The sequence below is a fragment of the Streptomyces sp. NPDC048420 genome (genome assembly GCF_040651535.1).
Classification (GTDB): domain Bacteria; phylum Actinomycetota; class Actinomycetes; order Streptomycetales; family Streptomycetaceae; genus Streptomyces.
Window position 1 is genome coordinate 149756 of sequence record NZ_JBEZKG010000012.1, and the last position, 24547, is coordinate 174302.

At 70.6% G+C, this 24547-nt stretch carries 26 protein-coding genes and 2 pseudogenes; 14 read left to right on the plus strand and 14 right to left on the minus strand.

Annotated features, from left to right (window positions below; genetic code table 11):
- Both AB0D34_RS23635 and AB0D34_RS23640 read right to left on the minus strand, forming a co-directional pair.
- Positions 1–143: aminoglycoside adenylyltransferase domain-containing protein (locus AB0D34_RS23635; protein ID WP_362664825.1), on the minus strand; the 143-nt coding region annotated here is incomplete at its 3' end.
- Positions 144–161: 18 nt separating this feature from the next.
- Positions 162–356: pseudogene (locus tag AB0D34_RS23640) on the minus strand (aminoglycoside adenylyltransferase domain-containing protein); the annotation flags it as partial.
- Between AB0D34_RS23640 and AB0D34_RS23645 the strand changes: the two are divergent.
- The 4 genes from AB0D34_RS23645 to AB0D34_RS23660 all read left to right on the plus strand — a co-directional run bounded on the left by AB0D34_RS23645 (position 339) and on the right by AB0D34_RS23660 (position 2539).
- Positions 339–494: a hypothetical protein gene (locus AB0D34_RS23645; protein ID WP_362664428.1), complete on the plus strand. Its 156-nt coding sequence runs from the start codon at positions 339–341 to the stop codon at positions 492–494. The pseudogene AB0D34_RS23640 and the gene AB0D34_RS23645 sit on opposite strands and share 18 nt — an antisense overlap.
- Positions 495–511: 17 nt before the next feature.
- Positions 512–1141, plus strand: a complete 630-nt coding sequence (locus AB0D34_RS23650) for a 1,4-alpha-glucan branching protein (RefSeq protein WP_362664429.1) — start codon at positions 512–514, stop codon at positions 1139–1141.
- Positions 1142–1216: 75 nt separating this feature from the next.
- A complete protein-coding gene (locus AB0D34_RS23655; RefSeq protein WP_362664431.1) occupies positions 1217–1600 on the plus strand; it encodes a DoxX family protein in 384 nt (127 codons plus the stop codon).
- A gap of 24 nt (positions 1601–1624) precedes the next feature.
- Complete coding sequence (locus AB0D34_RS23660; protein WP_362664433.1) at positions 1625–2539, plus strand: RNA polymerase sigma-70 factor; 915 nt, start codon at positions 1625–1627, stop codon at positions 2537–2539.
- A gap of 102 nt (positions 2540–2641) precedes the next feature.
- Here the strand turns inward: AB0D34_RS23660 and AB0D34_RS23665 are convergent, their stop codons facing one another.
- On the minus strand, positions 2642–3571 hold the full coding sequence (locus AB0D34_RS23665; protein WP_362664435.1) for a nuclear transport factor 2 family protein: 930 nt from the start codon (positions 3569–3571) through the stop codon (positions 2642–2644).
- A gap of 121 nt (positions 3572–3692) precedes the next feature.
- On the opposite strand from AB0D34_RS23665, the gene AB0D34_RS23670 reads away from it, so the two are divergent.
- Positions 3693–4685 carry an aldo/keto reductase gene (locus AB0D34_RS23670; protein ID WP_362664437.1) on the plus strand — a complete coding sequence of 331 codons (993 nt, stop codon included), beginning with the start codon at positions 3693–3695 and terminating at the stop codon, positions 4683–4685.
- Positions 4686–4871: 186 nt separating this feature from the next.
- On the opposite strand, the gene thpR is transcribed toward AB0D34_RS23670, so the two are convergent.
- Positions 4872–5444, minus strand: a complete 573-nt coding sequence (thpR, locus tag AB0D34_RS23675) for an RNA 2',3'-cyclic phosphodiesterase (protein WP_362664439.1) — start codon at positions 5442–5444, stop codon at positions 4872–4874.
- Positions 5445–5469: 25 nt separating this feature from the next.
- Between thpR and AB0D34_RS23680 the strand changes: the two genes are divergently transcribed.
- Complete coding sequence (locus tag AB0D34_RS23680) at positions 5470–6000, plus strand: GNAT family N-acetyltransferase (RefSeq protein WP_362664441.1); 531 nt, start codon at positions 5470–5472, stop codon at positions 5998–6000.
- Between the two features lie 146 nt (positions 6001–6146).
- Here AB0D34_RS23680 and AB0D34_RS23685 read toward each other — a convergent pair whose 3' ends face one another.
- Together AB0D34_RS23685 and AB0D34_RS23690 are read right to left on the minus strand one after the other, a co-directional pair.
- The gene (locus AB0D34_RS23685; RefSeq protein ID WP_362664443.1) at positions 6147–7496 is read right to left on the minus strand and encodes an MFS transporter; all 1350 of its coding nucleotides are present in this window, start codon (positions 7494–7496) and stop codon (positions 6147–6149) included.
- A 25-nt stretch (positions 7497–7521) separates the two neighbouring features.
- A complete protein-coding gene (locus tag AB0D34_RS23690) occupies positions 7522–7959 on the minus strand; it encodes a MarR family transcriptional regulator (protein ID WP_362664445.1) in 438 nt (145 codons plus the stop codon).
- Between the two features lie 151 nt (positions 7960–8110).
- Here AB0D34_RS23690 and AB0D34_RS23695 point away from each other — a divergent pair, with 151 nt between their 5' ends.
- On the plus strand, positions 8111–8293 hold the full coding sequence (locus tag AB0D34_RS23695) for a ribbon-helix-helix protein, CopG family (RefSeq protein WP_362664446.1): 183 nt from the start codon (positions 8111–8113) through the stop codon (positions 8291–8293).
- Positions 8294–8297: 4 nt separating this feature from the next.
- Here the strand turns inward: AB0D34_RS23695 and AB0D34_RS23700 are convergent, their stop codons facing one another.
- A complete protein-coding gene (locus AB0D34_RS23700; RefSeq protein WP_362664448.1) occupies positions 8298–9692 on the minus strand; it encodes an NCS2 family permease in 1395 nt (464 codons plus the stop codon).
- A 112-nt stretch (positions 9693–9804) separates the two neighbouring features.
- Between AB0D34_RS23700 and AB0D34_RS23705 the strand changes: the two genes are divergently transcribed.
- Together AB0D34_RS23705 and AB0D34_RS23710 are read left to right on the plus strand one after the other, a co-directional pair.
- Positions 9805–10083 (plus strand): DUF2530 domain-containing protein, encoded by a 279-nt coding sequence (locus AB0D34_RS23705; RefSeq protein WP_362664450.1) that lies wholly within the window; start codon positions 9805–9807, stop codon positions 10081–10083.
- 112 nt (positions 10084–10195) lie between these two features.
- The gene (locus tag AB0D34_RS23710; protein ID WP_362664452.1) at positions 10196–12586 is read left to right on the plus strand and encodes an HAD-IC family P-type ATPase; all 2391 of its coding nucleotides are present in this window, start codon (positions 10196–10198) and stop codon (positions 12584–12586) included.
- A gap of 3 nt (positions 12587–12589) precedes the next feature.
- Here AB0D34_RS23710 and AB0D34_RS23715 read toward each other — a convergent pair whose 3' ends face one another.
- The 4 genes and pseudogenes from AB0D34_RS23715 to AB0D34_RS23730 all read right to left on the minus strand — a co-directional run.
- A complete protein-coding gene (locus tag AB0D34_RS23715) occupies positions 12590–13384 on the minus strand; it encodes a hypothetical protein (protein ID WP_362664454.1) in 795 nt (264 codons plus the stop codon).
- A gap of 132 nt (positions 13385–13516) precedes the next feature.
- Positions 13517–14371, minus strand: coding sequence for a DUF5707 domain-containing protein (locus tag AB0D34_RS23720; protein ID WP_362664456.1), 855 nt, complete (start codon positions 14369–14371; stop codon positions 13517–13519).
- Positions 14372–14486: 115 nt separating this feature from the next.
- Complete coding sequence (locus AB0D34_RS23725) at positions 14487–17627, minus strand: molecular chaperone Hsp90 (RefSeq protein ID WP_362664827.1); 3141 nt, start codon at positions 17625–17627, stop codon at positions 14487–14489.
- 132 nt (positions 17628–17759) lie between these two features.
- A pseudogene (locus tag AB0D34_RS23730) lies at positions 17760–18135 on the minus strand (esterase); the annotation flags it as partial.
- A 387-nt stretch (positions 18136–18522) separates the two neighbouring features.
- Between AB0D34_RS23730 and AB0D34_RS23735 the strand changes: the two are divergent.
- Entirely contained in the window at positions 18523–18903 is a 381-nt protein-coding gene (locus tag AB0D34_RS23735; protein ID WP_362664458.1) for a hypothetical protein, read from the plus strand.
- A gap of 31 nt (positions 18904–18934) precedes the next feature.
- On the opposite strand, the gene AB0D34_RS23740 is transcribed toward AB0D34_RS23735, so the two are convergent.
- Positions 18935–19861 carry a DUF3027 domain-containing protein gene (locus AB0D34_RS23740; RefSeq protein ID WP_362664460.1) on the minus strand — a complete coding sequence of 309 codons (927 nt, stop codon included), beginning with the start codon at positions 19859–19861 and terminating at the stop codon, positions 18935–18937.
- Positions 19862–20197: 336 nt separating this feature from the next.
- Here AB0D34_RS23740 and AB0D34_RS23745 point away from each other — a divergent pair, with 336 nt between their 5' ends.
- The 4 genes from AB0D34_RS23745 to AB0D34_RS23760 all read left to right on the plus strand — a co-directional run bounded on the left by AB0D34_RS23745 (position 20198) and on the right by AB0D34_RS23760 (position 23643).
- Positions 20198–21598 carry an MFS transporter gene (locus AB0D34_RS23745; RefSeq protein WP_362664462.1) on the plus strand — a complete coding sequence of 467 codons (1401 nt, stop codon included), beginning with the start codon at positions 20198–20200 and terminating at the stop codon, positions 21596–21598.
- Positions 21599–21660: 62 nt separating this feature from the next.
- Positions 21661–22164 carry a hypothetical protein gene (locus AB0D34_RS23750; RefSeq protein ID WP_362664464.1) on the plus strand — a complete coding sequence of 168 codons (504 nt, stop codon included), beginning with the start codon at positions 21661–21663 and terminating at the stop codon, positions 22162–22164.
- Positions 22164–22808 (plus strand): futalosine hydrolase, encoded by a 645-nt coding sequence (locus tag AB0D34_RS23755; protein ID WP_362664465.1) that lies wholly within the window; start codon positions 22164–22166, stop codon positions 22806–22808. Before AB0D34_RS23750 ends, AB0D34_RS23755 begins: the two co-directional genes overlap by 1 nt.
- Entirely contained in the window at positions 22798–23643 is an 846-nt protein-coding gene (locus tag AB0D34_RS23760; protein ID WP_362664467.1) for a 1,4-dihydroxy-6-naphthoate synthase, read from the plus strand. Before AB0D34_RS23755 ends, AB0D34_RS23760 begins: the two co-directional genes overlap by 11 nt.
- A gap of 16 nt (positions 23644–23659) precedes the next feature.
- On the opposite strand, the gene AB0D34_RS23765 is transcribed toward AB0D34_RS23760, so the two are convergent.
- Together AB0D34_RS23765 and AB0D34_RS23770 are read right to left on the minus strand one after the other, a co-directional pair.
- Positions 23660–24079: a hypothetical protein gene (locus tag AB0D34_RS23765; protein ID WP_362664469.1), complete on the minus strand. Its 420-nt coding sequence runs from the start codon at positions 24077–24079 to the stop codon at positions 23660–23662.
- Complete coding sequence (locus AB0D34_RS23770) at positions 24076–24459, minus strand: cold-shock protein (RefSeq protein ID WP_362664471.1); 384 nt, start codon at positions 24457–24459, stop codon at positions 24076–24078. The genes AB0D34_RS23765 and AB0D34_RS23770 overlap by 4 nt, the downstream gene beginning before the upstream one ends.
- Positions 24460–24547 lie beyond the last annotated feature (88 nt).

Genomic DNA, 24547 nt, shown 5'->3' on the forward strand with positions numbered 1-24547 from the left:
TCCTCGTCCCCGAGGTAGCCGGCCCGGGCGTGGGCGAGCGCACCCCGGTGCTCCGACGGCAGCCGCTCGATGGCCCGGTCGGCGGCGGCGTCCTTGGAACTGACGCTCGATGGCGCGGACAAGGAGTCCACGCAGGCCCGCACGCCGGCAAGCAGCTCGCCGCCCCACCGCTCCTCCTCGTCCCCGAGGTAGCCGGCCCGGGCGTGGGCGAGCGCACCCCGGTGCTCCGACGGCAGCCGCTCGATGGCCCGGTCGGCGGCGGCGTCCTTGGAGCGGATGGTGTCCGTGGCGAGCGTCGTCCAGATCCGGGCGAGGGTGAGCAGGACGTTACGGGTGTCGTGGTCCAGGTCGTCCAGGGTCGCTGCCACATCTACACGCACCCCAAGGACGGCGACTACGCCGAGGCCACGCGGGTGGACTTCGGCACCGACCTCGACCTGACCGGCACGGTGATCGACCTCGTCCTCAAAACAGATGAGTTCCCCCGCGACTGACTGACAGAATCCGCCGCATGGCGATCATCCACCACACCACGCTCAAGCCCACCAAGCTGGAACTGCTCACCACCTGGCTGCCCACCCGCCCCTGGTACGCCGGTTCCGGCACACCGGAGTTGGCCAAGGCCGGCGGATTCCGGCTGGACGACCCGGAGGGCGAGGTCGGCATCGAGTTCATGGTGGCGCTCGACACCTCCGGCCCCGAGCCCGTCGCCTACCACGTGCCCCTCACCTACCGCGCCGCCCCGCTCCCCGGCGCGGACCACGCCCTCGTCGGCACCATGGAACACGGCGTACTGGGCCCCCGCTGGGCCTACGACGGCGTCCACGACCCGGTTCTGCGCACCGAACTCCTCGCCCTGTTCGAGGGCCGCGCCCAGGCCATGGCCCAGAGCATCAGCGACACCCCGGACCACGAGGTCACCCACTCCTACACCGGCCCCGGCCTGCCCACCGGCCCCGCCGAGGTCACCGACGACCAGGACGGCACCGGGCTCACCCACCCGGACGGCACCACCCTCCGCGTCCACCGCGTCCTGTCGCCCACGGCCCCCGAGGGAGCGTCCGGCCAGGTCTCCGCGGCCTGGAACGCCCTGGACGGCACCCGTGTGCGCTCCGTGTTCGCGAGCCTGCGCACACCCTGAGACCGGGGGATGTCACAGCGGCGGCGGCTGTCTCGTCCCGGGAGGTGAAGGCAGGCCTCTACCAAGGAGTGGACGATGAACCTCGCGCTGTGGATCGCCGCCGGACTGCTGGCCGCGGTGGCCCTGACCGGTGGTGTCACCAAGACCTTCGTACCCAGGGAGAAGCTGGCCGCGGCCCACGGCGGAGGCTGGACCGGGGACGCCGGTACGGCCTTCGTCAAGGGCCTCGGTGTCCTGGAGATCCTGGCCGCGGCAGGCCTGGTCCTGACCGCCGCGCTCGACATCGCACCGGTCCTGGTCCCCGTGACCGCCGTCTGCTGGGTCCTGCTGATGATCGGCGCGATGATCACCCACGGCCGCCGCGGCGAGTCCGCGTTCGTCGCGCTGAACCTGGCCTACCTCGCACTCGCGGTGTTCATCGCGTGGGGCCGCTTCGGCCCCGAGTCCTTCACCGGCTGACCCACGACAACAGAGGAATCAGGGATGACCAGGACCGAGGAGTTCCAGGAGCTGCGGCCGCTGCTGTTCTCGATCGCCTACCGCATCCTCGGCAGCGTCGGCGAGGCCGAGGACGCCGTCCAGGAGACCTGGCTGCGCTACGAGTCCACCGCGACCGAACCCCGCTCGGTGAAGGCCTACCTCTCGACCACGGTGACCCGTCTCGCCATCGACGTACTGCGCTCGGCCCGGGTCCGCCGGGAACAGTACGTCGGCGACTGGCTCCCCGAACCGCTCCTCGACGACCCCTACGACGATCCCGAGCGGGCGGCCGAACTCGCCGACTCGGTGTCCATGGCGGCCCTGTTGCTCCTGGAGCGGCTCAGCCCGCTGGAGCGCGCGGTGTTCGTCCTGCGGGAGGTCTTCGACTTCGGCTTCCCCGAGGTCGCGGCGGCGGTGGGCCGTACGGAGGCCGCCTGCCGCCAACTCGCGTCCCGGGCCCGGCGTCACATGGCGGCGGGCCGCCCCCGCTTCGAGGCGGACCGAGAAGAGCGCGCGGAACTCGCCTCCCGCTTCTTCGACGCCCTCCGCGAGGGCGACGTCGACGGCCTCCAGGGACTCCTGGCCGCCGACGTCTCGATGGTCGGCGACGGCGGCGGCAAGGCACCGCAGCTGGCGAGGGCGGTCGTCGGCGCATCGAACGTGGCCCGGCTGCTCGGTTCGGTCTTCCCGAGGATGGCCCGCGTCGAGGTGACCTTCGAGGCGCACGAGCTCAACGGCCAGCCGGGCGCGGTCTTCTACGACCGTGACGGCCAGGTCCTGCACACCCTGGCCCTCGACATCCTCGACGGCCGCATCCAGACGATCCGCACGGTGATCAACCCCGACAAGCTCGCGCACCTGGGCCCGGTGGCGGACGCGTGGGCGATCGACCGGGAGGTCCGGACGAGCCGCCCCTGAGCCGACGTCAGCACCCCACGTCCGCCCCTCGATTCCGGAACCCGCCCGAATCCCTACGGCTGCCCCCCTCCGATTCCACCGGGGGGCGGGCCGCAGGAACCGTCAGAACATCGTGTTGTCGTTGGCCGAGGTGGCCGGCACGTCCTGGATCACGTCCCAGTGCTCCACGATCTTCCCGCCCACCACCCGGAACAGGTCCACGACAGCCTGCCCCCGCTCCCCCGGCGCCGGGATGTAGTGGCTGTGGACGGCCACGAGGTCGCCCTCGGCGATGACCCGCTTCGGCTCCACCTTCAGCTGCGGCGCCGCCTTGAAGTACGCCGCGAGCCCGGCCTTCACCCCGGACACCCCGTTCGCGATGGTCGGGTTGTGCTGCTCGTACCCGGGTCCCCAGTAGCGGTCGAGGGCGGACAGGTCCTTCTTCACGATCAGCTGGTCGAAGGCGGTGACCACCAGCTTCTTGTTGTACGCGGTGAGGAAACCGGGGCCGGGCCACGAGGTCCGCGGCCAGCTCACCGTGGAGAACATGTCGTTGCCGCTCGCGGTGGTGTCCGGCACGTTCTGTCCGACGTCCCAGTGCTCGGCGATCTTCCCGCCCTGGAAGCGGAAGATGTCGAAGACCGCGGTCCCCTTGGTCCCCGGCGCCATCACCACGTTGGAGTGCACCAGCACGAGATCTCCCTCGGAGATCACCCGCTGGACGCGGTACTCGGCGTCCGGGAACTGCTGGTGCACGAACGTGGCGAGGTTCTTCAGCGTCTCGGCGCCGTCGGGCGCGAGGGGGTTGTGCTGGATGTAGTCGGGCCGTACGAAACGGTCCACGACCTTGGTGTCGCCCCGCTCGAACACTCCCTTGAGCACCTGGACGGCGACGGCCTTCTGGTAGCCGAGGCGGGCCGAGTCGCCGTAGCCGGCCTGCACCGAAGAAGCGGTGTGCGGCGTGGCCACGGCCGGTACGGCGGCGGCACCGAGGAGCGCGGCGGAGGCGACGAGGGCGGCGAGGGTCCTGCGGACGGGCTTGGTGGGGGGCACTGGATCTCCTGAGGCCTATATTGAAACTTCAAGCTCACACGCACCACAGGAAAGCACTAACTCGTAGTTAGCGTCAAGATCGCTTGCCTAGAGCGCACTCCACGCCGTTGGCTGGGTAGTCATGAAGTACACGCAACTCGGACGCACGGGCCTCAAGGTCAGCCGACTCGTCCTCGGCACCATGAACTTCGGACCGCAGACGAACGAGGCGGACAGCCACGCGATCATGGACGCGGCTCTGGACGCCGGCATCAACTACTTCGACACCGCCAACGTGTACGGCTGGGGCGAGAACAAGGGCCGTACCGAGGAGATCATCGGGAACTGGTTCGCGAAGAGCGCCGCGAACCGCGACCGGACCGTCCTCGCCACCAAGGTCTACGGCAACATGGCCGCGGACGGCGAGGCCTGGCCGAACCACGACAAGCTCTCCGCGGTCAACATCCGCCGGGCCGTCGACGCCTCACTCAGGCGCCTTCAGACCGACTACATCGACATCTACCAGTTCCACCACATCGACCGCGCCACCCCCTTCGAGGAGATCTGGCAGGCGATCGACACCCTCGTCCAGCAGGGCAAGATCCTGTACGTCGGCTCCTCCAACTTCCCCGGCTACAAGATCGCCCAGGCCAACGAGATCGCCGCCCGGCGGGGCGGCACCATCGGCCTGGTCAGCGAGCAGTGCCTCTACAACCTCGCCGAGCGGCGCGCGGAGATGGAGGTCATCCCGGCCGCGCAGGAGTACGGCCTCGGCGTGATCCCCTGGTCGCCGCTGCACGGCGGTCTGCTCGGCGGGGTCATCAAGAAGGAGGTCGAGGGCGGCCGCCGCGCCTCGGGCCGCGCCGCCGACACCCTCAAGGACCCGGCCAAGCGCGCCCAGATCCAGTCGTACGAGGACCTGCTGGAGAAGCACGGTCTGGAGCCCGGCGAGACGGCCCTGGCCTGGCTCCTCACCCGCCCCGGCGTGACCGGCCCCATCGTCGGCCCCCGCACCGCGGAACAGCTGGAGTCGGCGATCAGGGCGGTGGAGCTGGAGCTGAGCGAGGAGCTCCTGGCCGGCTTGGACGAGATCTTCCCGGGCCCGGGCCCGTCGCCGGAGGCCTTCGCCTGGTAACTCGCTAGGGGCAGCACACCCAGGGGCGCGGGGAACTGCGCGACCAGCCACAACGGGCCGGCAGCCCGACAACTGGCCGCAGTTCCCCTACCTACCGAGCGCCGCAGCCAACGCCACAACGACGAACATCATCACCAGCACACCGGCCATGATCCGGTTCCGTGTCTTCGGGTCCACGCATCGAGCCTAACCGCCCCCACCGAGCGCCCAACGCCCGACCACCTCGTAGCGGGGCTGCTCCCCCGGCACCCCCGACTTCGGCAGATTGCTCCGGACCAGCGCCAGCTCCTCCACGCTCCAGGTCCGGCTCACGAACCCGTCGAGCACCTCCAGATACGGCCGTACATCCACGGCCTCCCGGCTGCGCGCCACGGTCAGGTGGGCCTTGTACCGCCGGTGCTCCGCCATCCCCACCCCTGCCTTCCGCCCCGCCGCCTCCGCCCGCTCGGCGAGCAACCGCAGCACCGGCAACTCGCCCGAGGCGCCCGCCCACAAGGCCCGCCCGTGCCCGAACTGCCCACCCCCGCGCACCGCCAGCGGAAATCGAGGCGTCCGCCGAGCCGCCCGCTCCAGCCGCTCCGACAGCTCCGGTACGACGTCGTCGTCGACCTCGCCGTAGAAGGCGAGCGTGAAGTGCCAGCCCGGGACGCCGGTCCAGCGCAGCCCCTCCGCTCCGGGCAGCTTTCTCAACTCGGCGACGACGGCGGCGAGTTCCTCGGTGACATCCTGCGGAGGCAGCACCGCGGCGAAGAGTCTCATGAGGTCAGCCTGTCACCATGAACGCATGGAGATCAGCATCAGGGACGGCGGACCCGACGACATACCCGTGATCCTCGGCATGCTCGACAGCTGCGTGGAGTGGCTGGTCGCGCAGGGGCGGCCCGGGCAGTGGGGGACCAAGCCGCTGTCGGGGAGCCCGAAGACGGTGGAGTCCGTCGCCCGGTACATCGACGAGGGCAGTGTGTACATCGCCGAGGCCGGCGGCGTACCGGCCGCGACCCTCACCGTGACCGACTCGCCCGGCGCCTATCTCGCCCATCTCCCGTCGCCCGGCGAGCCCGAGCGGTACATCCACTGGCTCGCCTCCGACCGCCGCTTCAAGGGCCACGGCATCGGCAGCGCCCTGCTCGCGCACGCGGCCGAGGAGACCCGGCGTGCGGGCGTGGCCCTGCTGCGGGTGGACTGCTACGCGGGCGACGACCGCAAGCTGGTCGCCTACTACGAGGCCAACGGCTTCGCCCCGACGGAGACATACACCGCCGGGGCGAACAACGACTGGCCGGGCCAGGTACTGGCCATGCGCGTACGGCCGTAGGCCTCAGGCAGCCGGGGCCAGCTCCTCACGCGGCACGAACCGCACCTGCGGGTGGCCGCGGTTCCAGGTTGCCGACCCTGGCCAGGACCAGGCCGACCGTCACACCGGCCACCGCCGTGCCGGCCATACGCATACGGCCGTAAGCCTCACGCCGCCGCGGCCAGCTCCTCCCGCGCCTCGCGCGGCACGAACCGCACCTGCGGGTGGCCGCGGTTCCAGCCCACCGACAGGCGCAGGTTGCCGACCCTGGCCAGGACCAAGCCGACCGTCACGGCCGCCGCCGCGGCGATCGCGCCGCCCGCCGCGAGGCCGGCGCGGACGCCGTACGCGTCGGTGATCCAGCCGGCGATCGGGGCGCCGACGGGTGCTCCGCCCATGAAGATCATCATGTACAGGGCCATCACCCGGCCGCGCATGGCCGGGTCGGTGCTCATCTGGACGCTGCTGTTGGCGGTGACGTTGACCGTCATGCCGCACATCCCGATCGGGACCATGAGCAGGGCGAACAGCCACAGCGAGGGCGCGGTCGCGGCCACGATCTCCAGCGTGCCGAAGGCCACCGCGCCCACGACCAGTACCCGCATCCGGGCGGTGCCGCGCCGTGCCGCGAGCAGGGCGCCGGCCAGGGAGCCGACGGCCATCAGCGTGTTGAAGAGGCTGTAGGAGCCGGCGCCGGCGTGGAAGACGTCGTCGGCGAAGGCCGAGAGATAGACGGGGAAGTTGAAGCCGAAGGTGGAGACGAATCCGACCAGGACGATGGTCCAGATCAGTTCGGGGCGTCCGGCCACGTACTGCAGTCCCTCCCGCAGCTGTCCCTTGCCGCGCGGGGCGCGCTCGACGGCGTACAGCTCCCGCGCCCGCATCATCATCAGGCCGACGAGCGGCGCGACGAAGGACAGGCCGTTGAAGAGGAACGCCCAGCCGGTGCCGACGCCGGTGATCATGACGCCCGCGACGGCGGGGCCGACCAGACGGGCCGACTGGAAGTTGGCGGAGTTCAGGCTGACCGCGTTCTGCAGCTGGTCCGGGCCGACCATCTCGGAGACGAAGGTCTGGCGGGCCGGGTTGTCGACGACGGTCGCGAGTCCTACGGCGAAGGCGGCAACGTAGACGTGCCAGACCTGGACGTGGCCGGTCAGGGTAAGGGCGGCGAGCGCGATACCGGTGGCGCCCATCGCGGACTGGGTGAACAGCAGCGCCGGCCGCTTGGGCAGCCGGTCGACGAGGACACCGCCGTAGAGGCCGAAGAGCAGCATCGGCAGGAACTGCAGGGCCGTCGTGACGCCGACGGCGGTGGCGGAGCCGGTGAGGCTGAGCACCAGCCAGTCCTGGGCGATGCGCTGCATCCAGGTGCCGATGTTGGAGACGACCTGGCCGACGAAGAACAGGCGGTAGTTCCTGACCTTCAGCGAGCTGAACATCGAGGACTTGCGAGGGACGGGGGTGTCGAGGGTGGTCGGTGCGGGTGCGGAGTCTGCTCCGGGTCCCGTACTCAAAGTGCGTTCGCCTCCTCTTTGTGGCTTACAGGTGTGCGAGCTTCTCCAGCACGGGGGCGGCGGCGCGCAGTTTCGCCCACTCGTCCTCGTCGAGGCCGTCGACCAGGGTGGCCAGGAAGGCGTTCCGCTTGTTGCGGCTCTCCTCGAGCATGGCCTCGGCCTGCTCGGTCTTGGTGACGACCTTCTGGCGCCGGTCCTCGGGGTGCGGCTCCAGGCGGACCAGGCCCTTGGCCTCCAGCAGCGCCACGATGCGGGTCATCGAGGGGGGCTGGACGTGCTCCTTGCGGGCGAGTTCGCCCGGGGTCGCCGTGCCGCAGCGGGACAGGGTTGCCAGGACCGACATCTCGGTCGGGCTCAGCGACTCGTCGACCCGCTGGTGCTTGAGCCGACGAGCCAGCAGCATGACGGCTGATCGCAGGGAGTTCACGGCGGCAGCGTCGTCGCCATGGGTAAGGTCCGGCATCTCTTTAGCGTAACTCATTACCCTCGCTAAACAAGCTGGCGTGTGCGCGAATTCCCGTGACTCCGGCCACTGAAACCCGATCTTCACCCATACGAGTGAGTCGACAGCGGAACGTGAACGCCGCTCCCCGTCGGCGGCGACCCTCGTGTTCATGGGGACCAGCGTGCTCAGCCTGCGGATAGACGGGGAGCTGCTCGAACGGCTCCGGGACCGTGCGGCCAAAAGGGGGATGAGCGTCCAGGACTATGTGATCCGGACGCTCATTCGGGACGACTTCGACGAGCGGTTCCAGGCCGCCGTCGACGAGACGGAGAAGTTCTACGGGGTCACGTGAGGGATCACGTGAGACCCAGGGCCGGCATCAGGTAGTAGAAGCCGAACACCGCCGCCACGACATACATCGGCACCGGCACCTCCCGACCCCGTCCGGCCGCCAGGCGCAGCACCACGAAGGTGATGAAGCCCATGCCGATGCCGTTGGTGATCGAGTAGGTGAACGGCATCATCACCATCGTGATGAAGGCCGGGATGGCGATGGTGTGGTCGGCCCAGTCGATGTCCCTGACCGAGTTCGCCAGGATCATGAAGCCCACCGCGAGCAGTGCGGGGGTCGCCGCCTGCGAGGGGACCATCGTGGCGACGGGCGTGAGGAACAGAGCGATCGTGAACAGACCGCCGGTGACCACGTTCGCGAAGCCGGTGCGGGCGCCCTCGCCGACGCCGGCCGTGGACTCCACGAAGGCCGTCGTGGCCGAGGAAGAGCTGGCGCCGCCCGCCGCGACCGCGAGGCCGTCCACGAACAGCACCTTGTTGATGCCGGGCATCTGACCCTGGGCGTCGGTCAGCTTGGCCTCGTCGGAGACGCCCATGATCGTGCCCATCGCGTCGAAGAAGCACGACAGCAGGACCGTGAAGACGAAGAGGATGCCGGTCAGCACGCCGACCTTGTCGAAGCCGCCGAAGAGGCTGACCTTGCCGAGCAGACCGAAGTCGGGGGTGGCGACGGGGTTGCCGGGCCACTTCGGGGCGGTCAGGCCCCAGGACGGCACCTTGGCCACGGCCTCGATGATCACCGCCACGACGGTCATCGTGACGATCGAGATCAGGATGGCGCCGGAGACCTTGCGGACGATGAGCGCGAGGGTGAGCAGGGCGCCCAGGATGAAGACGAGGACCGGCCAGCCGTTGAGGTGGCCGTCGCCGCCGAGCTGGAGCGGGACGGTGGTCTGGGCGACGTCCGGGATGCGGGAGACGAAGCCGGAGTCCACGAGCCCGATCAGCATGATGAACAGGCCGATACCGATGGAGATCGCCTTGCGCAGTCCGAAGGGCACCGCGTTCATCACGCGCTCGCGCAGGCCCGTGGCGACCAGCAGCATCACGATGAAGCCCGCGAGGACCACCATGCCCATCGCGTCCGGCCAGGACATCCGGGGCGCGAGCTGGAGCGCGACGACGGAGTTCACGCCGAGTCCGGCGGCCAGCGCGATCGGGACGTTGCCGACCACGCCCATGAGGAGCGTGGTGAAGGCGGCGGTCACGGCGGTGGCGGTGACCAGCTGGCCGTTGTCCAGCTGATGGCCGTACATGTCCTTGGCGCTGCCGAGGATGATCGGGTTCAGCACGATGATGTAGGCCATCGCGAAGAACGTGGCGAAGCCGCCCCGGATCTCGCGCGGCAGGGAGCTGCCCCGCTCGGAGATCTTGAAGTAGCGGTCGAGGGCGGTCGGCATTAGATGTTCCTACGAGCAGAAGCGGACAGGCATAAACCGTTTCAGTATGAACGTATACCTTCGACCGTGGCCATCTCCGCGCGTAGATGTGATCGCCTCGTAAGCTGTCCCCATGGCCGGTTTTTTTTCGGGACCCGTGAAGCACGAGGCGCCCGAGCCCCTGGAGGGCCCGGTGGTCGCCACGATCACCGGTGGCACGATCGTGTGGTTCGTCCTCTTCCTCGTACAGCTCCCGTTCTACGGCTGGTTCGCGGACCACGACCGCACCTGGTGGCTGTGGACCTGCCTCGCCGGGAGCGTGCTCGGGCTGTACGGGATCTATTTCGTACGGAAGCGGGACGCGGCCCTCAAGAGGGCGGCGGCCTCCGATGCCGCTCCTGCTGCCGAGTGACGAGCGTCCCCTAGTACCGAGGCATCACACGCGCGTGGCCTTCTCCTCCCCAGGTCGGAACTTCCGGTCACTCGGCGGGTGAAGCCGCAAAACCGCACGTACCGTCGAATGCATGACGCACATCGACGCGGGCGCCGAACTCGACCCCACGACGACCCTGTCTCCTCCGGCGGTGACCGGGCTGACCGCGGCCGAGGTGGCCGAGCGGGTGAGGCGGGGCCAGGTCAACGACGTGCCGGTGCGCAGCAGCCGGAGCCTGGCGGAGATCGTCCGGGCGAACGTCTTCACCCGGTTCAACGCGATCATCGGCGTGCTCTGGCTGATCATGATGTTCGTCGCGCCCTTCCAGGACAGCCTGTTCGGGTACGTCATCCTCGCCAACACCGGGATCGGCATCATCCAGGAGTGGCGGGCCAAGAAGACCCTCGACTCGCTCGCGGTGATCGGCGAGGCGAAGCCGACCGTACGGCGGGACGGGACCGCGGCCGAGGTCAGCACGTCGGAGATCGTGCTCGACGACCTCATCGAGATCGGGCCCGGCGACAAGGCCGTCGTGGACGGGGTGTGCATCGAGGCCGACGGCCTGGAGATCGACGAGTCGCTGCTGACCGGTGAGGCCGACCCGGTGGTGAAGCGGCCCGGCGACGAGGTGATGTCCGGGAGTTTCGTGGTCGCCGGCGGCGGCGCCTTCAAGGCGACCAAGGTGGGCCGCGAGGCCTACGCCGCCCAGCTCGCCGAGGAGGCCTCCCGGTTCACCCTGGTCCACTCCGAGCTGCGCTCCGGTATCTCCACGATCCTCAAGTACGTGACGTGGATGATGGTCCCGACCGCGATCGGCCTGGTCATCAGCCAGCTGTTCGTGAAGGACAACGACCTGAAGGACTCCATCGCCCGGACCGTCGGCGGAATCGTCCCGATGGTCCCCGAAGGACTCGTCCTGCTGACCTCCGTCGCCTTCGCCATCGGCGTCATCCGGCTTGGCCGGAAACAGGCCCTCGTCCAGGAACTCCCGGCCATCGAGGGCCTCGCCCGCGTCGACACGGTCTGTCTCGACAAGACCGGCACCCTCACCGAGGGCGGCATGGACGTCACCGAGCTCAGGCCGCTGCAGGGCGCCGACGAGTCGTACGTACGCAAGGTCCTGGGCGCCCTGGGCGAGTCCGATCCGCGGCCCAACGCCTCGCTCCAGGCGATCATCGACGCCTACCCGGACATCGAGGAGTGGCGCTGCACCGAGTCGCTGCCCTTTTCCTCCGCCCGCAAGTACAGCGGCGCCTCCTTCAGCGAGGGTGACGGCGAGGCCGGTACCTGGCTGCTGGGGGCGCCGGACGTGCTGCTGGGCGCGGACGACCCGGCGCTCGCCGAGACCGGGCGGCTCAACGAGCAGGGGCTCAGGGTGCTGTTGCTGGCGCAGGCCGTCCGGGACCTCGACGATCCCGAGGTGGCCCGGGGAGCGCGGCCGACCGCCCTCGTCGTACTGGAACAGCGGCTGCGGCCCGACGCGGCCGACACCCTGCGGTACTTCGCCGACCAGGACGTGCGCGCCAAGGTCATCTCCGGGGACAACGCGGTGTCGGTGGGGGCGGTGGCGGCCAAGGTGGGGCTGAGCGGCAGCACGGTGGACGCGCGGCGACTGCCCGCCGACCAGGGCGGGATGGCCGAGGCGCTCGACGAGGGCACGGTGTTCGGACGGGTCACCCCGCAGCAGAAGCGGGACATGGTGGGGGCGCTGCAGTCACGCGGGCACACGGTCGCGATGACCGGCGACGGGGTGAACGACGTCCTCGCCCTCAAGGACGCCGACATCGGCGTCGCGATGGGCTCCGGGTCGGAGGCCACGCGGGCGGTCGCGCAGATCGTGCTGCTCAACAACAGCTTCGCGACCCTGCCTTCGGTGGTCGCCGAGGGCCGCCGGGTCATCGGCAACATCACCCGGGTCGCGACCCTGTTCCTGGTGAAGACCGTGTACTCGGTGCTGCTGGCGATCCTCGTGGTGTGCTGGCAGGTCGAATACCCCTTCCTGCCCCGCCACTTGACCCTGCTCTCCACCCTGACGATCGGCGTGCCGGCCTTCTTCCTCGCCCTCGCGCCCAACACCGAACGCGCGCAACCGCATTTCGTGCGGCGGGTGATGCGGTACTCGATCCCGGGCGGGGTGGTGGCGGCGGTCGCGACCTTCACCACGTATCTGATCGCCCGTCACCACTACACGGGTGCGGGCGCCTTGGACGCGGAGACGAGCGCGGCGACCCTGACCCTGTTCCTGATCTCGATGTGGGTGCTGGCGATCATCGCGCGCCCGTACACCTGGTGGCGGGTCGCGCTGGTCGCGGCGATGGGCCTCGGGTTCGTGCTGGTCATGGTGGTGCCGTGGCTCCAGGACTTCTTCGCGCTGAAGCTGGTGGGGGTGACGATGCCGTGGATCGCGGTCGGCATCTCGGTGGTGGCGGCGGCCGCCCTGGAACTCGCCTGGAGGTGGGTCGACCGCCGCGTGCCCGCGTAAGTCCTACTGGACGTCGACGTAGTCCGCAGACGAGTTGACCGGCGAGGTCGTCGTCGTGCCCGCGAAGACGTAGCGGAAGTAGCCGTCGGTGGAGGCCGTCACCGTGGTCTTCAGGGCGCCCGTGGTGCTGGACTTGATGGTCTTCAGGGTGCTCCAGGTGGTGGCGCCCTTCTTCTTGAACTGGAGCTTCACCGGCTGGGTCGAGTAGCCGGCGTACTTGTTGGTGTCCCAGTTCGCGCGGGCGAGCTTGCCCGTGACGGTGATCGTCCTGCCCTTCTTCACCGGCTCGGGCGAGGCGTTGGTGGTGAGAGTGGCCCTGCGCTGGAGGTGGGTGGTGCCGAGGTCGCCCTGCAGGGTGACCCCGTTGGCGTTGACCGCGACGGCGCCCAGCTTCCAGGTACCGGCGTCGCTGCTGACGAGGTCGCCGTCCTCGTCGGAGCCCTTGGGACGGAACTGGATCTTCGCCGTGCACTTCAGGACCGTCGAGGAGGATGCCGTGCAGGTGCCGGGCTCGTCCCCGCCGAGCACGGTCTCGGAGTCCAGGCTGAGGGTGCCGCGGTAGAGCACGGGCCCGGTCTGGAGGGAACTCGCGTTCAGGCTCGCGGGCTTCGTCACGGTGTAGGTCGCCGAGACCGTGACCATCGCCGTCGAACCGACCACGATGTTCTTGCCGCCGTTCACCTTCAGCTGGGAGAAGGTGACGGCGGGCCCGGCCGTGGCGGCCTGCGCGGCCGGCACAGCGAGGGCGGAGAGTGCCACGGCGCCGGAGGCGACGAGGACGAGGGCGCGTATGCGCATGTGCGTTCCCCATGAGGAGAGAAGTTCTCGGAGTCTCATGACTCACTCCGGAGACCCGTGACTCATGGGACTGGTTGTACGGATGGGGCGTGATTTTGTCCGCACATGCGCGACGCTTTGCTTCGGGCCGACTTACCTGACGTCGACGAAGTCGCCCGCGGCGTTGACTGCCGGAGTGGTGGACGTACCCGCGAAGCTCCAGCGGAAGAACCCGTCGACCGTGGCCTTGACCGTGGTCTTCAGGTCCCCCTTGTTGTTGGTCTTGACGGTCTTCACGGTGGTGTAGGTGTCGGAGTCCTTCTTCCGGAACTGCAGCTTCACCGGCTGGCCGGTGTAACCGGCGTACTTCCGCGTCTCCCAGTTGGCCCGGCTCAGCTTGCCCGTGACGGTGATGGTCTTGCCCTTCTTCACCGGCTCGGGCGAGGCGTTGGCCGTGAGCTTGGAGAGGCGCTGGACCTTGTGGGTGCCGTAGAAGTCGTTCCAGTAGTCGGTGCCGGCCTCGTCGGCGGCCAACGCGGCGGCCGTCACGTGCCAGGTGCCGGCCAGCGAGTTCATGTACAGCTCGCGGCGGAAGTCGACCGTGATGGTGAGCTTGCAGGTCGAGGTGGTGGCGCTGACCGCGGTGCAGGTGGCGTTCTGCTCGTTCGGGACGAACACACCGTCGTAGTGGTCGTGGTCCCTGCCGTGCCACAGGTCGATGTACGCGTCCTGGATACCGGCGGAGTGACTGGCGGTCAGCGAGACGTCGAAGGTCTTGGTCCCCGTCGTACCGGCCACGATGCTCTTGCCGCCGTTGACCGTCACCTTGGAGACGACCGGCAGTTCCGCCTCGTCGGCGGCCGCGCTCATCGTGGCTCTGGAGACGCCGAACCGCTCCGCGGCCGTGGGTTTGTGGAGGCCCCCGCCGTCGGCCTGTGCGACCGGGACGGCGAGGGCGGCGAGGACGAGACCGCCGGAGACGGCGGCCACGGTGGTGCGGATGCGCATGCGTTCCCCCAGGGACTGGTCGTGGAGCCTGGCGGCTCGTGGGGTCAGATGCGCGAATTGGGGGAATCGTTGCGGAGGCGCGGCTGATTTTTTACGAGTCCCCGGAACTCCGCTCTCAGTCGAACCAGCGGTCCCTCGCCAGTTCCTCCGTGCGGGTCGGGTCCTCAAGGAGGGCCGCCACCTCGAAGCGGCGGGGCCACTGCCGGGCCGCCCAGGCGAGGCCCGCGGCCACGCCCTCCAGGGTGGCCGCGTGCAGGACGCCGTCGTTGGTGAGGCGCCAGTCGATCTCCACGCCGTCGACGACGAGTTCCTCGTGTTCGACGTACGAGGACGGGGTGCTCGCGCCCAGCAGGATCCGTACCGACTCCGGGACCTCGTGCTCCGTGCCCTCGGAGTCGACGGAGCCCGTCACGGACTCGCTCAGGCGGCGGACCTGGAAGAGTTCGGCCAACTCCGCCGCCCGGGAAGGCCGTACGGGGAGAAGGGGGACGCCCTGCGTGAAGGGCAGCAGGTCCGGTGAGTCGACGACCACCGCGTCGGCCGCTTCCACGACCTCGACGCGGCCGTCGGTCACGGCCCGCAACTCGTCGGGGAGGGTGACCTGTTCGGGGTCGAGGTCGGCCAACGACCCGTAGAGCGCGTGCAGTTGTCCGGAGGACACCGGCCGCTCCGGGTCGGCCAGCCGGTCGAGGAGCTCTGCGGCACCCCCCGGCTCCTCCAGCAGTGCGGCCACCGACGTCCGCACCCCCAGCGCCCGCAGCACCTGCTCGTCGTCGAACCCGGTCGCGTCGGCCTCCTCGTACAGGCCGCGCAGGAGCGGGTCCCCGCCCGCCGCCAGCAGACCGGCGGGACGGCGGCCGTCGAGCACCGGGTTCCCGCGCAACCACCAGGCCGTGTACGGCCGTACGACCTCATGGGTGCCGTCCGGCAGCAGGATGCGGACCTGCTGGGTGAGCGCGTCCCGCAGCGGGGGCTGGGCCAGGAGGGCGAGGGCCTGGGGCCACTTGTCCTCGTCGACCAGGTCGAGATCGCGTACGGCGACCAGTTCGGTGGCGACCGGCGGTACCGGGGTGTCCGGGAAGCGGTCGAGGATGTCCTCGCACCACACGTCGACGGCGTCGAGGAGCCCGGCGTCGTCCGGTTCGGCGAAGTCTCCCTCGCGCGGCTCCAGTTCGTCCGGGTCCAGGACCACGTCGGTGGCCCGGACCAGCGCGAAGTTGGCGAGCACACCGCAGGCGGCCAGCGGCTGCTCGCCCCACTTGTCCGCCAGCTCTGCGTCCACGAAGGCGAGTTCGTCCTCCCGCATGACCTGCGCGAACGGGCTGCCGGGCAGGACGAGTTCACCGGCGGGGACCAGTTCGCCCTCCTCGTCGGGCAGGGCGAGCGCGCCCAGCCAGGGCTCGTCGCCGGGCTCCAGGCCCGCGTCCCGGACGAGCGCGAGGACGGTGTCGGCCAGTTCCTCGGCGTCCGGGGTGTCCTGCTCCCAGCTCAGTCCCCCGTCGTCGTCGAGGGAGGCGGCCACCGCGGCCCGCACCTGGGGCGTGGTGAGCACCGCGCGCGGTGTCGCGGGCAGCGCGCCGAGCTTCTCCAGGAGCGGGTGGGCGGCGTCCGGGTGGGCGACCTTGAGGCCGAGCCGGGCGAGCGTCTCGGGGTCGGTCAGGGAGCCGTCGGCCGTGGGCAGCAGCACCTGCCGCGGCCCGATGGTGGTCCGCCCGTCGGCGAGCGGCACGGGCAGCCCGGAGAGCCGGTCGGGGTCGACGCCCGCGAGGCTGTCGTAGAGCCGCTGCCACCACGCCGGCTCCTTCTCCAGCCCGGCGAGCCGGTCGACGGCGTCGGTCAGCGGGACCCGGGCGACGCCCAACGTCCGGAGTTCCACGCGCCGTTCGAGACCGGCGGGCAGGAGGGTGGGCAGTACCTCGGCGAGCACCCGCACGGTGTCGGCGCCCGCTCCTTCGACGACCTCGGCCTCACGCGGGCGCAGGACCTCCGGGAGTTCCGAGTCGTCGCCGGGCTCGAGTGCGGGCGGGAGAAACGCTGGGAGGGCGGGCGGGAGAAACGCAGTTCGCGGGAGGCGATCGAGAATCGCCTGCCGCAGGGCGCCGTCCAGTTCGCCCTTGCCCAGCGGGCCGGGCACGAGCCCGATGATGCCCTCGCTCACCGGCCGCCAGCCGGCGAGGAGTTCGGCGTACACGTCCGCCGCGCGCTGCACGAGGAAGTCGGTGAGCGGCCCGGGCGCGGTGTGCCGGCGGGTGGTGTCCAGCGGGAAGGACGCGATGAGCAGCGCGGGGACGCCGAGGGGCTCGTCGCTGGGGGTCGGGGCGTGCACGACGGGGCTGGTGCGGGGGTGCGCCGGGGTGCCGTCGGGGTCGGCGGGCACGGCCCAGGTCAGCGACCAGTGCGGCCGCAGCCGCTCCTCGACGGGCCGGTCGGCGAGCAGCTCCGGGGTGAGCGGCCCGTGCGCGGACGCGGTGCGCCACCGGGTCGTACCGTCTCGCGAGTCCTCCACGACGATGAGGTCGTCCTCGCTGCGACGGCTGATCGTGCGGGTCGTGTCCGTCTCGATCACGACCTCCTCCAGCCCGGGCAGGGCGAGAAGGAGGGCGTCGTCGACGGCGTTCAGGAGGCGCTCGGCGAGGTCGGCGGCGGCCGTGTCGCGCAGCGGGAGGATGACGACGGTGTCGTAGGGGTCGGGCGCGGAGCCCTCGGCGGCGAACGGGAGCCGCAGCAGCGGGACATGGCCGTCACGGCGGCGGATCTCGTCGCCGAGCCCGGGGCTGTGGCGCGCCGTCTCGGCGGCGTGGTCGCGGGCCTCGGCGAGGGACCAGCGGACCCCGCCGTGCCGGCCGACGACGGCGGGCTCGTCGGTGACGGCGAGCACGGCGGCGAACCCGACACCGAACCGGCCGATCGAGCCGTCCTGGTTGTCGCGCTTGGCGGAGGCGCGGAGGGTGGAGAGGGACTCCACGCCGGCCGCGTCCAGCGGGGCGCCGGTGTTGGCGGCGAACAGGACGCCCTCGCGGAGGGTGAGCCTGAGCCGCCCCGGCACTCCCGCCCGGGCCGCCGCGTCGGCGGCGTTCTGCGCGAGTTCGACGACGAGCCGGTCCCGGTACCCGCCGAGGACCAGGTCCTCCTCGGCGTTGGCGTCCTCCCGGAAACGGGCCGGACTGGTGGCCCAGGCGTCCAGCACACCTCGCCTGAGCCGGGCGGTCCCGAACGGGTCGGCACCCTCGGCTGCGGGCCGCACGAACTTGCTCACGTTCACACTCTCCTCGTCGGCGTGACGACGAAGGTACCGCGAGGGGCGGGGACCGTGACTCGGGGAGGGTTCGCGGCGCGGACGCCGACGGGCGGCGGGGTGTGAGCCCCGCCGCCCGTCGGTGTGCAGGTACGGGAGGCCGCCCGTGCCGGGCTGGTACGTGGTCACCGCGGCGACCGTCCCGCCGGCGGTCACGTTGGACAGCGGCAGGGCGTGCAGGGCGCCGTACGTGGACGGGCCGTTGGGCATGCCGCCGTACAGGGTTGGCGCCCGGGGTGCCGGGGATGCCGTCGCCGTCGCCGGCCTCCAGCCAGCGGTCGTTCGCGCCCGGGGTGCCGAGCAGCGAGAAGGTGTGGACCGCGCCGACGGCCTCGCCGGGGACGCCGACCTCGAGCTTCATCGTCGCCGTGGTGCTCACCGAGCGCGGCGCGGTGTTGATGGCGGTGACGGTCTCGCCCATGCGGTCGCCGGACTCGGCGGAGCCGCTGACGTCGTCGTCGGCGGTGCCCTGCTTGAGCTCGGCCAGCTGGCTGCCGGCACCCGCGGCGGTGACGCGGAAGAGGATCACCCGGCCCGCGTCCGGGTTGGGGGAGTCGCCGACCGGCAGGTCCTCGGCGAACAAGGCGGACGCCGCCGCGTCCAGGGCCGCGAAGTCTGCGGCCGACGCAACGATCTCAGCCGAGTCGGCACAGGCGTCCGCAGCCACCGCGGCCTACTACGCCGAGGACTGCCTGCGCGAGAAGGACTTCGACAGTTGCAGCAGCCTCGCGGTGGGCGCCCTCATCGGCAGCAACAACGTCCCGGGGCACCTACAACTGGACCAACGGCTACCATGCCGTAGTCGTCCTGAATGGCCGAGCCTATGACGCATTCACACCGGGTTTTGAGGACATCTGTGAACGACCGGAAATACTTCGAGCAGGTTGCCGCCAGGCCCGGACTCCATGGCCTCGACGGCTCCTACCGAGCCACGGTCATGTTCCTCACCGGATTCGACCAGGCCCGCTCGGGTGGGCTGCTCCGCGGATTCACCGAGTGGCTGGTCGTACGCAAGGGCGAATGCTCCGGCTTCGGCTGGCAGGCCCTCGTCCTTGACGAGGCGCTACCCGACGTCGAGCCGGTGGGCTGGAACAAGCTGGACAAAGTGAACCCGCAGCAGGAACAGGCGGCTGTGGACCTGCTCCTCACCCTCCTGATCGAGTTCCTGGCGGTACGGGATGACGTGATGGCGGTGGCCAGCATGTACGCGCAATACCATTCCCTCCATTCCAGCTGAAAAGGCTGCAGTCGGTGCGGGTCGAATGCTCCTACGAGTGCCCCAGCTCCGCCGCGTCCTCGTCCGCCAGCACCGGCACCGACCCCGAGTCCCGGGCCGGGCGCAGCGGGAACGGGTCCACTCTCGTCTCGTCGATCACCGGCGCCGCCGGCTGCGGCGGCTTCGGCATGACCGCCGCCTCCGAGTGCCCTCCGCAGCCGTACGACAACGACACCACCCGGCCGTCCGCCGGGGCGAACTCGTTGGCGCACAGGCCGAAGGCCTGGCCCAGGGAGCCGCCCAGCGGGACCAGGAAGCCGCAGCTGACGCAGGGCGCCGGGGCCGCCTGGGCCATCGGGGTCTGCGCGCCGAAGGAGTCCTCCCAGCGGTCGGCGGCGACATGGAGGCCGTAGCGGGACAGGACCCGCGCCCGGCGCATGCCGAGTTCCTCGGCGACCGCCGCGATCGAACCCCGGGACGGGGCCATCGGGAGGTTCGCCGGCGAGCCTTCCGTGACGTCGGCGTCCTCGGCCTCCACCAGCTCGGCCATCTCCTCCGAGACCGGCGCGCTGGGCAGCGGCTCGTCCTCGCCGGTGTAGCCGGGCTCCAGGCGCAGGTCCTCGGCGTCGGTGGGGAGCAGGTCGCCGGGGCCCATGTCGCCGGGGCGCAGGCGTTCGCTCCACGGCACCCACTCGGGGGCCAGCAGCGCGTCCGGGCCGGGCAGCAGCACGACCTCGTCCAGGGTGACGAGCTTCGCGCGGGAGGCGCGCGCCACGGTCACCGCCCAGCGCCAGCCCCGGTAGCCGAGCTCCTTGCACTCGAAGAAGTGCGTGACGACACGATCGCCCTCGGAGACCAGGCCCGCGTGCTCGCCCACCACGCCGGGCGCGGCGGCCTCCTCAGCGGCGGCGCGGGCGAGGTCGACGGCCTCGGCGCACAGGCGGTCGGGGGTGCGGCTTCGCGTTGTCGCTGCGCTCACAGGTATCGCTTCTCTCCTACGCCGTCACTCGGGTGCGCCGGCCTGAAGGCGGTGGGTGCGGACGGAGCGGACCGGAGGACCGCGTCGACGTCCGCGCCCGATCGCGCTCGGGCGCACCTGCTCCCATCCATTCTGCGGGATGTCCGAGAGGCGCGCGGCCGAGAACGTTCGCCACGGCGCGCTACGCACGCTACCTGTTCGCCGCCGCTCGGCCTACACCGACGTGATGGTTCGTTGCCTCCAAAGATCCTCAAGTCGTCCTCCGGAGGCGCTTCATATGCGTTCATACGCGCGGTAACCGCACTACTCACAGCTTTCTCGGGGCACTATGACGGGGTGGCAGCGCCGAGGACACCCCAGGGAGCCGCCGGAGTCGGTGGCGGTTCGGGCCGGAAGACAGGGTCCGTCCGTGCCGTCGGCCGTGCCCTGCACTTCCCGTTCACCGGTACGGCCCGCGGCATCCGCAAGGCGACCCACGCCCACGGCGCGGGCGAGTCGGGCCTCGGCAAACTGATCGAACTGCACGCGGTGAACGGCGCGGGCGATGTGATGATCACCGTCGCCCTCGCGTCGACCGTCTTCTTCTCCGTCCCCACCGACGAGGCCCGCGGGCGCGTCGCCCTCTACCTGGCGATCACCATGGCGCCCTTCACGGTCCTCGCGCCCGTGATCGGCCCGCTCCTGGACCGCCTCCCGCACGGCCGCCGGGCCGCCATGGCGGGCGCCATGCTCGCCCGCGCCCTCCTCGCCCTGATCATCTCCGGCGCGGTCGCCACCGGTAGCCTGGAGCTGTATCCGGCGGCCCTGGGCGTACTGGTGGCCTCCAAGGCGTACGGGGTCGTCAGAAGCGCGGTCGTGCCCCGTCTGCTCCCGCCACGCTTCTCCCTCGTCAAGGCCAACTCCCGTGTCACCCTCGGCGGACTCCTCGCCACCGGCATCGCGGCACCCGTCGGCGCGGGGCTGCAGGCCATCGGGCCGCGCTGGCCGCTCTACGGCGCCTTCGTGATCTTCATCGCCGGGATGTTCCTGTCCTTCTCCCTGCCGCCCAAGGTCGACTCCGCCAAGGGCGAGGACGTGGCGCTGCTCGCCGCCGACGAGGAACATCTGCACGGGCCGCACCGCAAGGAGGTCAAGCGCCCCGGCCTGCGGACCGTCGGCATCGCCGTCACCCACGCCCTCGGAGCCAACGCCGCCCTGCGCTGGCTCTCCGGCTTCCTCACCTTCTTCCTCGCCTTCCTGCTCCGCGAGCACCCGCTGACCGGGGAGAGCGCGGCGGTCTCGCTCGGCCTGGTGGCCGTGTCGGCGGGCGCGGGCAACGCGCTGGGTACGGCCGTCGGGGCGTGGCTGAGATCGAAGGCGCCGGAGATCATCATCGTGACGGTGGTGGCGTTCGTCCTGGGCGCCGCGATCACCGCCGCGATCTTCTTCGGGGCGTTGCTGGTGGCCTGTCTGGCCGCGGTCGCCGGGTTCTCGCAGGCCCTGTCCAAGCTGTCCCTGGACGCGCTGATCCAGCGGGACGTGCCCGAACTGGTCCGCACCTCCGCCTTCGCCCGCTCCGAGACCTTGCTCCAGGTGTCCTGGGTGTTCGGCGGCGCGGTCGGCATCGTGATGCCGCTCAACGGCTACCTCGGCCTCTCCGTGGCCGCCGCCGTCGTCGCCGCGGGCTGGCTGACCACCGCGAAGGGGCTGCTGAGCTCGGCCCGGCAGGGGAGCCCGTCCAGGGCGCGTGTGGCGTAACGATCAGGGCTCGCCGTACCCCGCATAAGGGGGCTGGTGTACCCGCCCGATAGCCTTCCGCCATGACCACGCTGCAATCCGATGTGCGACGCCGCCGCGCCGTCGCCGCCGCCGGCCTCGTTTCCGCCGGACTGCTCGTCCTGTCGGCCTGCGACAAGCCGACGCCGCGCGTCACCGTCACGGTCGGTTCGACCTCGGTGAGCTCCGAGGCCACCTGCTACAACGACGGAGACGATCTCGGCAAGGCCAAGGCCGCCAAGTGCGCCCTGGAGAAGTCGGACGTCAAGACGCTCAAGGTCAAGCAGAGCGAGACCCTGCGCGTCGGCGTCGACCCCGAGGTCGCGGACACCGGCTGGGCGCTGTGGATCAACGGCCAGCAGATGACGTACGCCTACAAGAAGACGTACTACTCCTTCGAGGGCGTCGACCTCTTCGCCCAGCAGCAGGGCCAGGCCCCGCAGAAGACGCTGTACATCAGCATCGTCGAGCAGGACAAGCAGACCTCCGGCGAGAGCAAGGCGTTCAAGGGCGTGTGGAACTTCAAGCTGGAGAACTCCGACTACTGATGCGCATCCTCGTGGCCACCGCCGTCCCGGCCGAACGGGACGCAGTGGCCCGTGCGTTGTCGGGGGCGCCGGTCGACGTCCTCGCCGTGGGGGTGGGGCCCGCGCGGGCCGCCGCCCGTACCGCCGCCGCCCTCGCCACCGCCCCCTACGGCCTCGTCGTCTCCGCCGGGATCGCCGGCGGGTTCCTGCCGGACGCGCCGGTCGGCTCCCTCGTCGTCGCCGACGAGATCACGGCGGCGGACCTGGGGGCCGAGACCGCGGACGGGTTCGTCCCGGTGACCGAACTGGGCTTCGGAACCGTCAGCCACCATCCGCCGGAGGCACTCGTTCGGGAGACCGCCTCGGCCACCGGAGCGCGTACCGGGGCCGTGCTCACCGTCTCCACGGTGACCGGCACGGCCGCGCGCGCGGCTTTGCTGCGGGAACGCCATCCCACCGCTCTCGCCGAGGCCATGGAGGGCTTCGGGGTCGCCGAGGCGGCCGCCGCCAAGGACCTGCCGATGCTGGAGATCCGAGCCGTGTCCAACCCGGTCGGGCCGCGCGACCGGGCCGCCTGGCGCATCGGTGAGGCGCTCGCGGCGCTGACGGAGGGCTTCGGGAAGCTGGCGCCCGTACTGGAGGGTTGGAAACCGTATGACCGGTGACCTGAAGATCGCTTACTCGCCCTGCCCGAACGACACGTTCGTCTTCGACGCGCTCGCCCATGGCCGGGTGCCGGGGGCGCCCGCGCTGGACGTGACCTTCGCGGACATCGACGTCACCAACGGGATGGCCGAGCGCGGTGAGTTCGATGTGCTGAAGGTGTCGTACGCCGTGCTGCCGTACGTCCTCGACGAGTACGCGCTGCTGCCGTGCGGGGGTGCGCTGGGACGGGGGTGCGGGCCGCTGGTGCTCACGCGGGAGGCCGGTCTCGATCTGACCGGCCGCAAGGTGGCGGTGCCGTCCGAGAGGTCGACGGCGTATCTGCTGTTCCGGCTGTGGGCCGCGGACGTCCTCGAGGGCGGGGTCGGGGAGATCGTCGTGATGCCGTTCCACGAGATCATGCCGGCCGTGCGGGACGGGCAGGTCGACGCGGGGCTCGTGATCCATGAGGCCCGGTTCACCTACCAGAACTACGGGCTGCACAAGCTGGCGGACATGGGGGAGCACTGGGAGTCGACGACGGGGTTGCCGATTCCGCTCGGGGCGATCATCGCGAAGCGGGCGCTGGGGGCGGAGAGGCTGTCATTGCTCGCCGAGTCCATCCGGGCGTCCGTGCGGGCGGCTTGGGACGAGCCCGAGGTGTCGCGGCCGTATGTGATGGAGCATGCGCAGGAGATGGATCCTGCTGTCGCCGATCAGCACATCGGGCTGTACGTCAACGAGTTCACCGCGGACCTGGGGGAGGACGGGTATGCGGCGGTTCGGGGGCTGTTGACCCGGGCGGCGGCGGAAGGGCTTGTGCCGGCAGTGGGGCCTGGCGCGTTGTCGTTCGTCTGACATTTCCCCGCACGCCTCAGGGGACGCTCCAGTGAAGCAGTGTCAGCATTTTCAGGACCTTGTGGATCAGGAAGCCCGCCAAGGGGAGTTCCACGAACACCGCCAGCGCCGCCGACCACCAGACCTCGGGGGTGCCCAGGGCCAGGGACACGTCGAACCACGCGTCGCAGGCCAGCAGGGCGCCCGTGGCCACCGCCGCCACTATCACGGCCCGATGGCGGCGCCAGCCGAGTACGGCCGTCGCCGCCATCGCGAGGACGAGCAGGATGTCGAAGCCGACCCAGGCGGTGCGCCACTGGCGGACCGTGTAGCCGCTGGGCAGGGTGAACCACAGCAGGATCGTCCAGGGGACGAGGCCGACGGCGCACACGGTGAGCAGTTCCAGAGTGTGCCGTCGCTCCCGCCGTACACGCTCCGGCAGTTCGTGGTCGCTCACACGTCGAGTTGGTCGGCGACCGCGCGCAGCAGGCCGGCGATTTTCTTGCCGGCGGTCTTCTCGGGGTAGCGGCCGCGTTCCAGCATGGGCGTGATGTTCTCCAGGAGAGTCGTCAAATCCTGGACGATGGAGGCGAGTTCGTCCGGCTTCTTGCGCTGGGCCGCCGCGACCGAGGGCGCGGGCTCCAGGAGGGTCACCGAAAGGGCCTGGTCACCGCGCTGACCGGCGACCACGCCGAACTCCACCTTCTGACCGGGCTTCAGCGTCTCGACTCCGGCGGGGAGGACCGAGGAATGGACGAAGACGTCGCCGCCGTCGTCACGGGAGAGAAAGCCGAAGCCCTTCTCACTGTTGAACCACTTGACCTTGCCGGTAGGCACGTCTGTCCTCGTCCTCGTACTCGTCGGAAAACTGCTTCGGAAACGCCCAGGAACCGCTCTTGATAGCACTGGGGCGGGTCATCGGGAC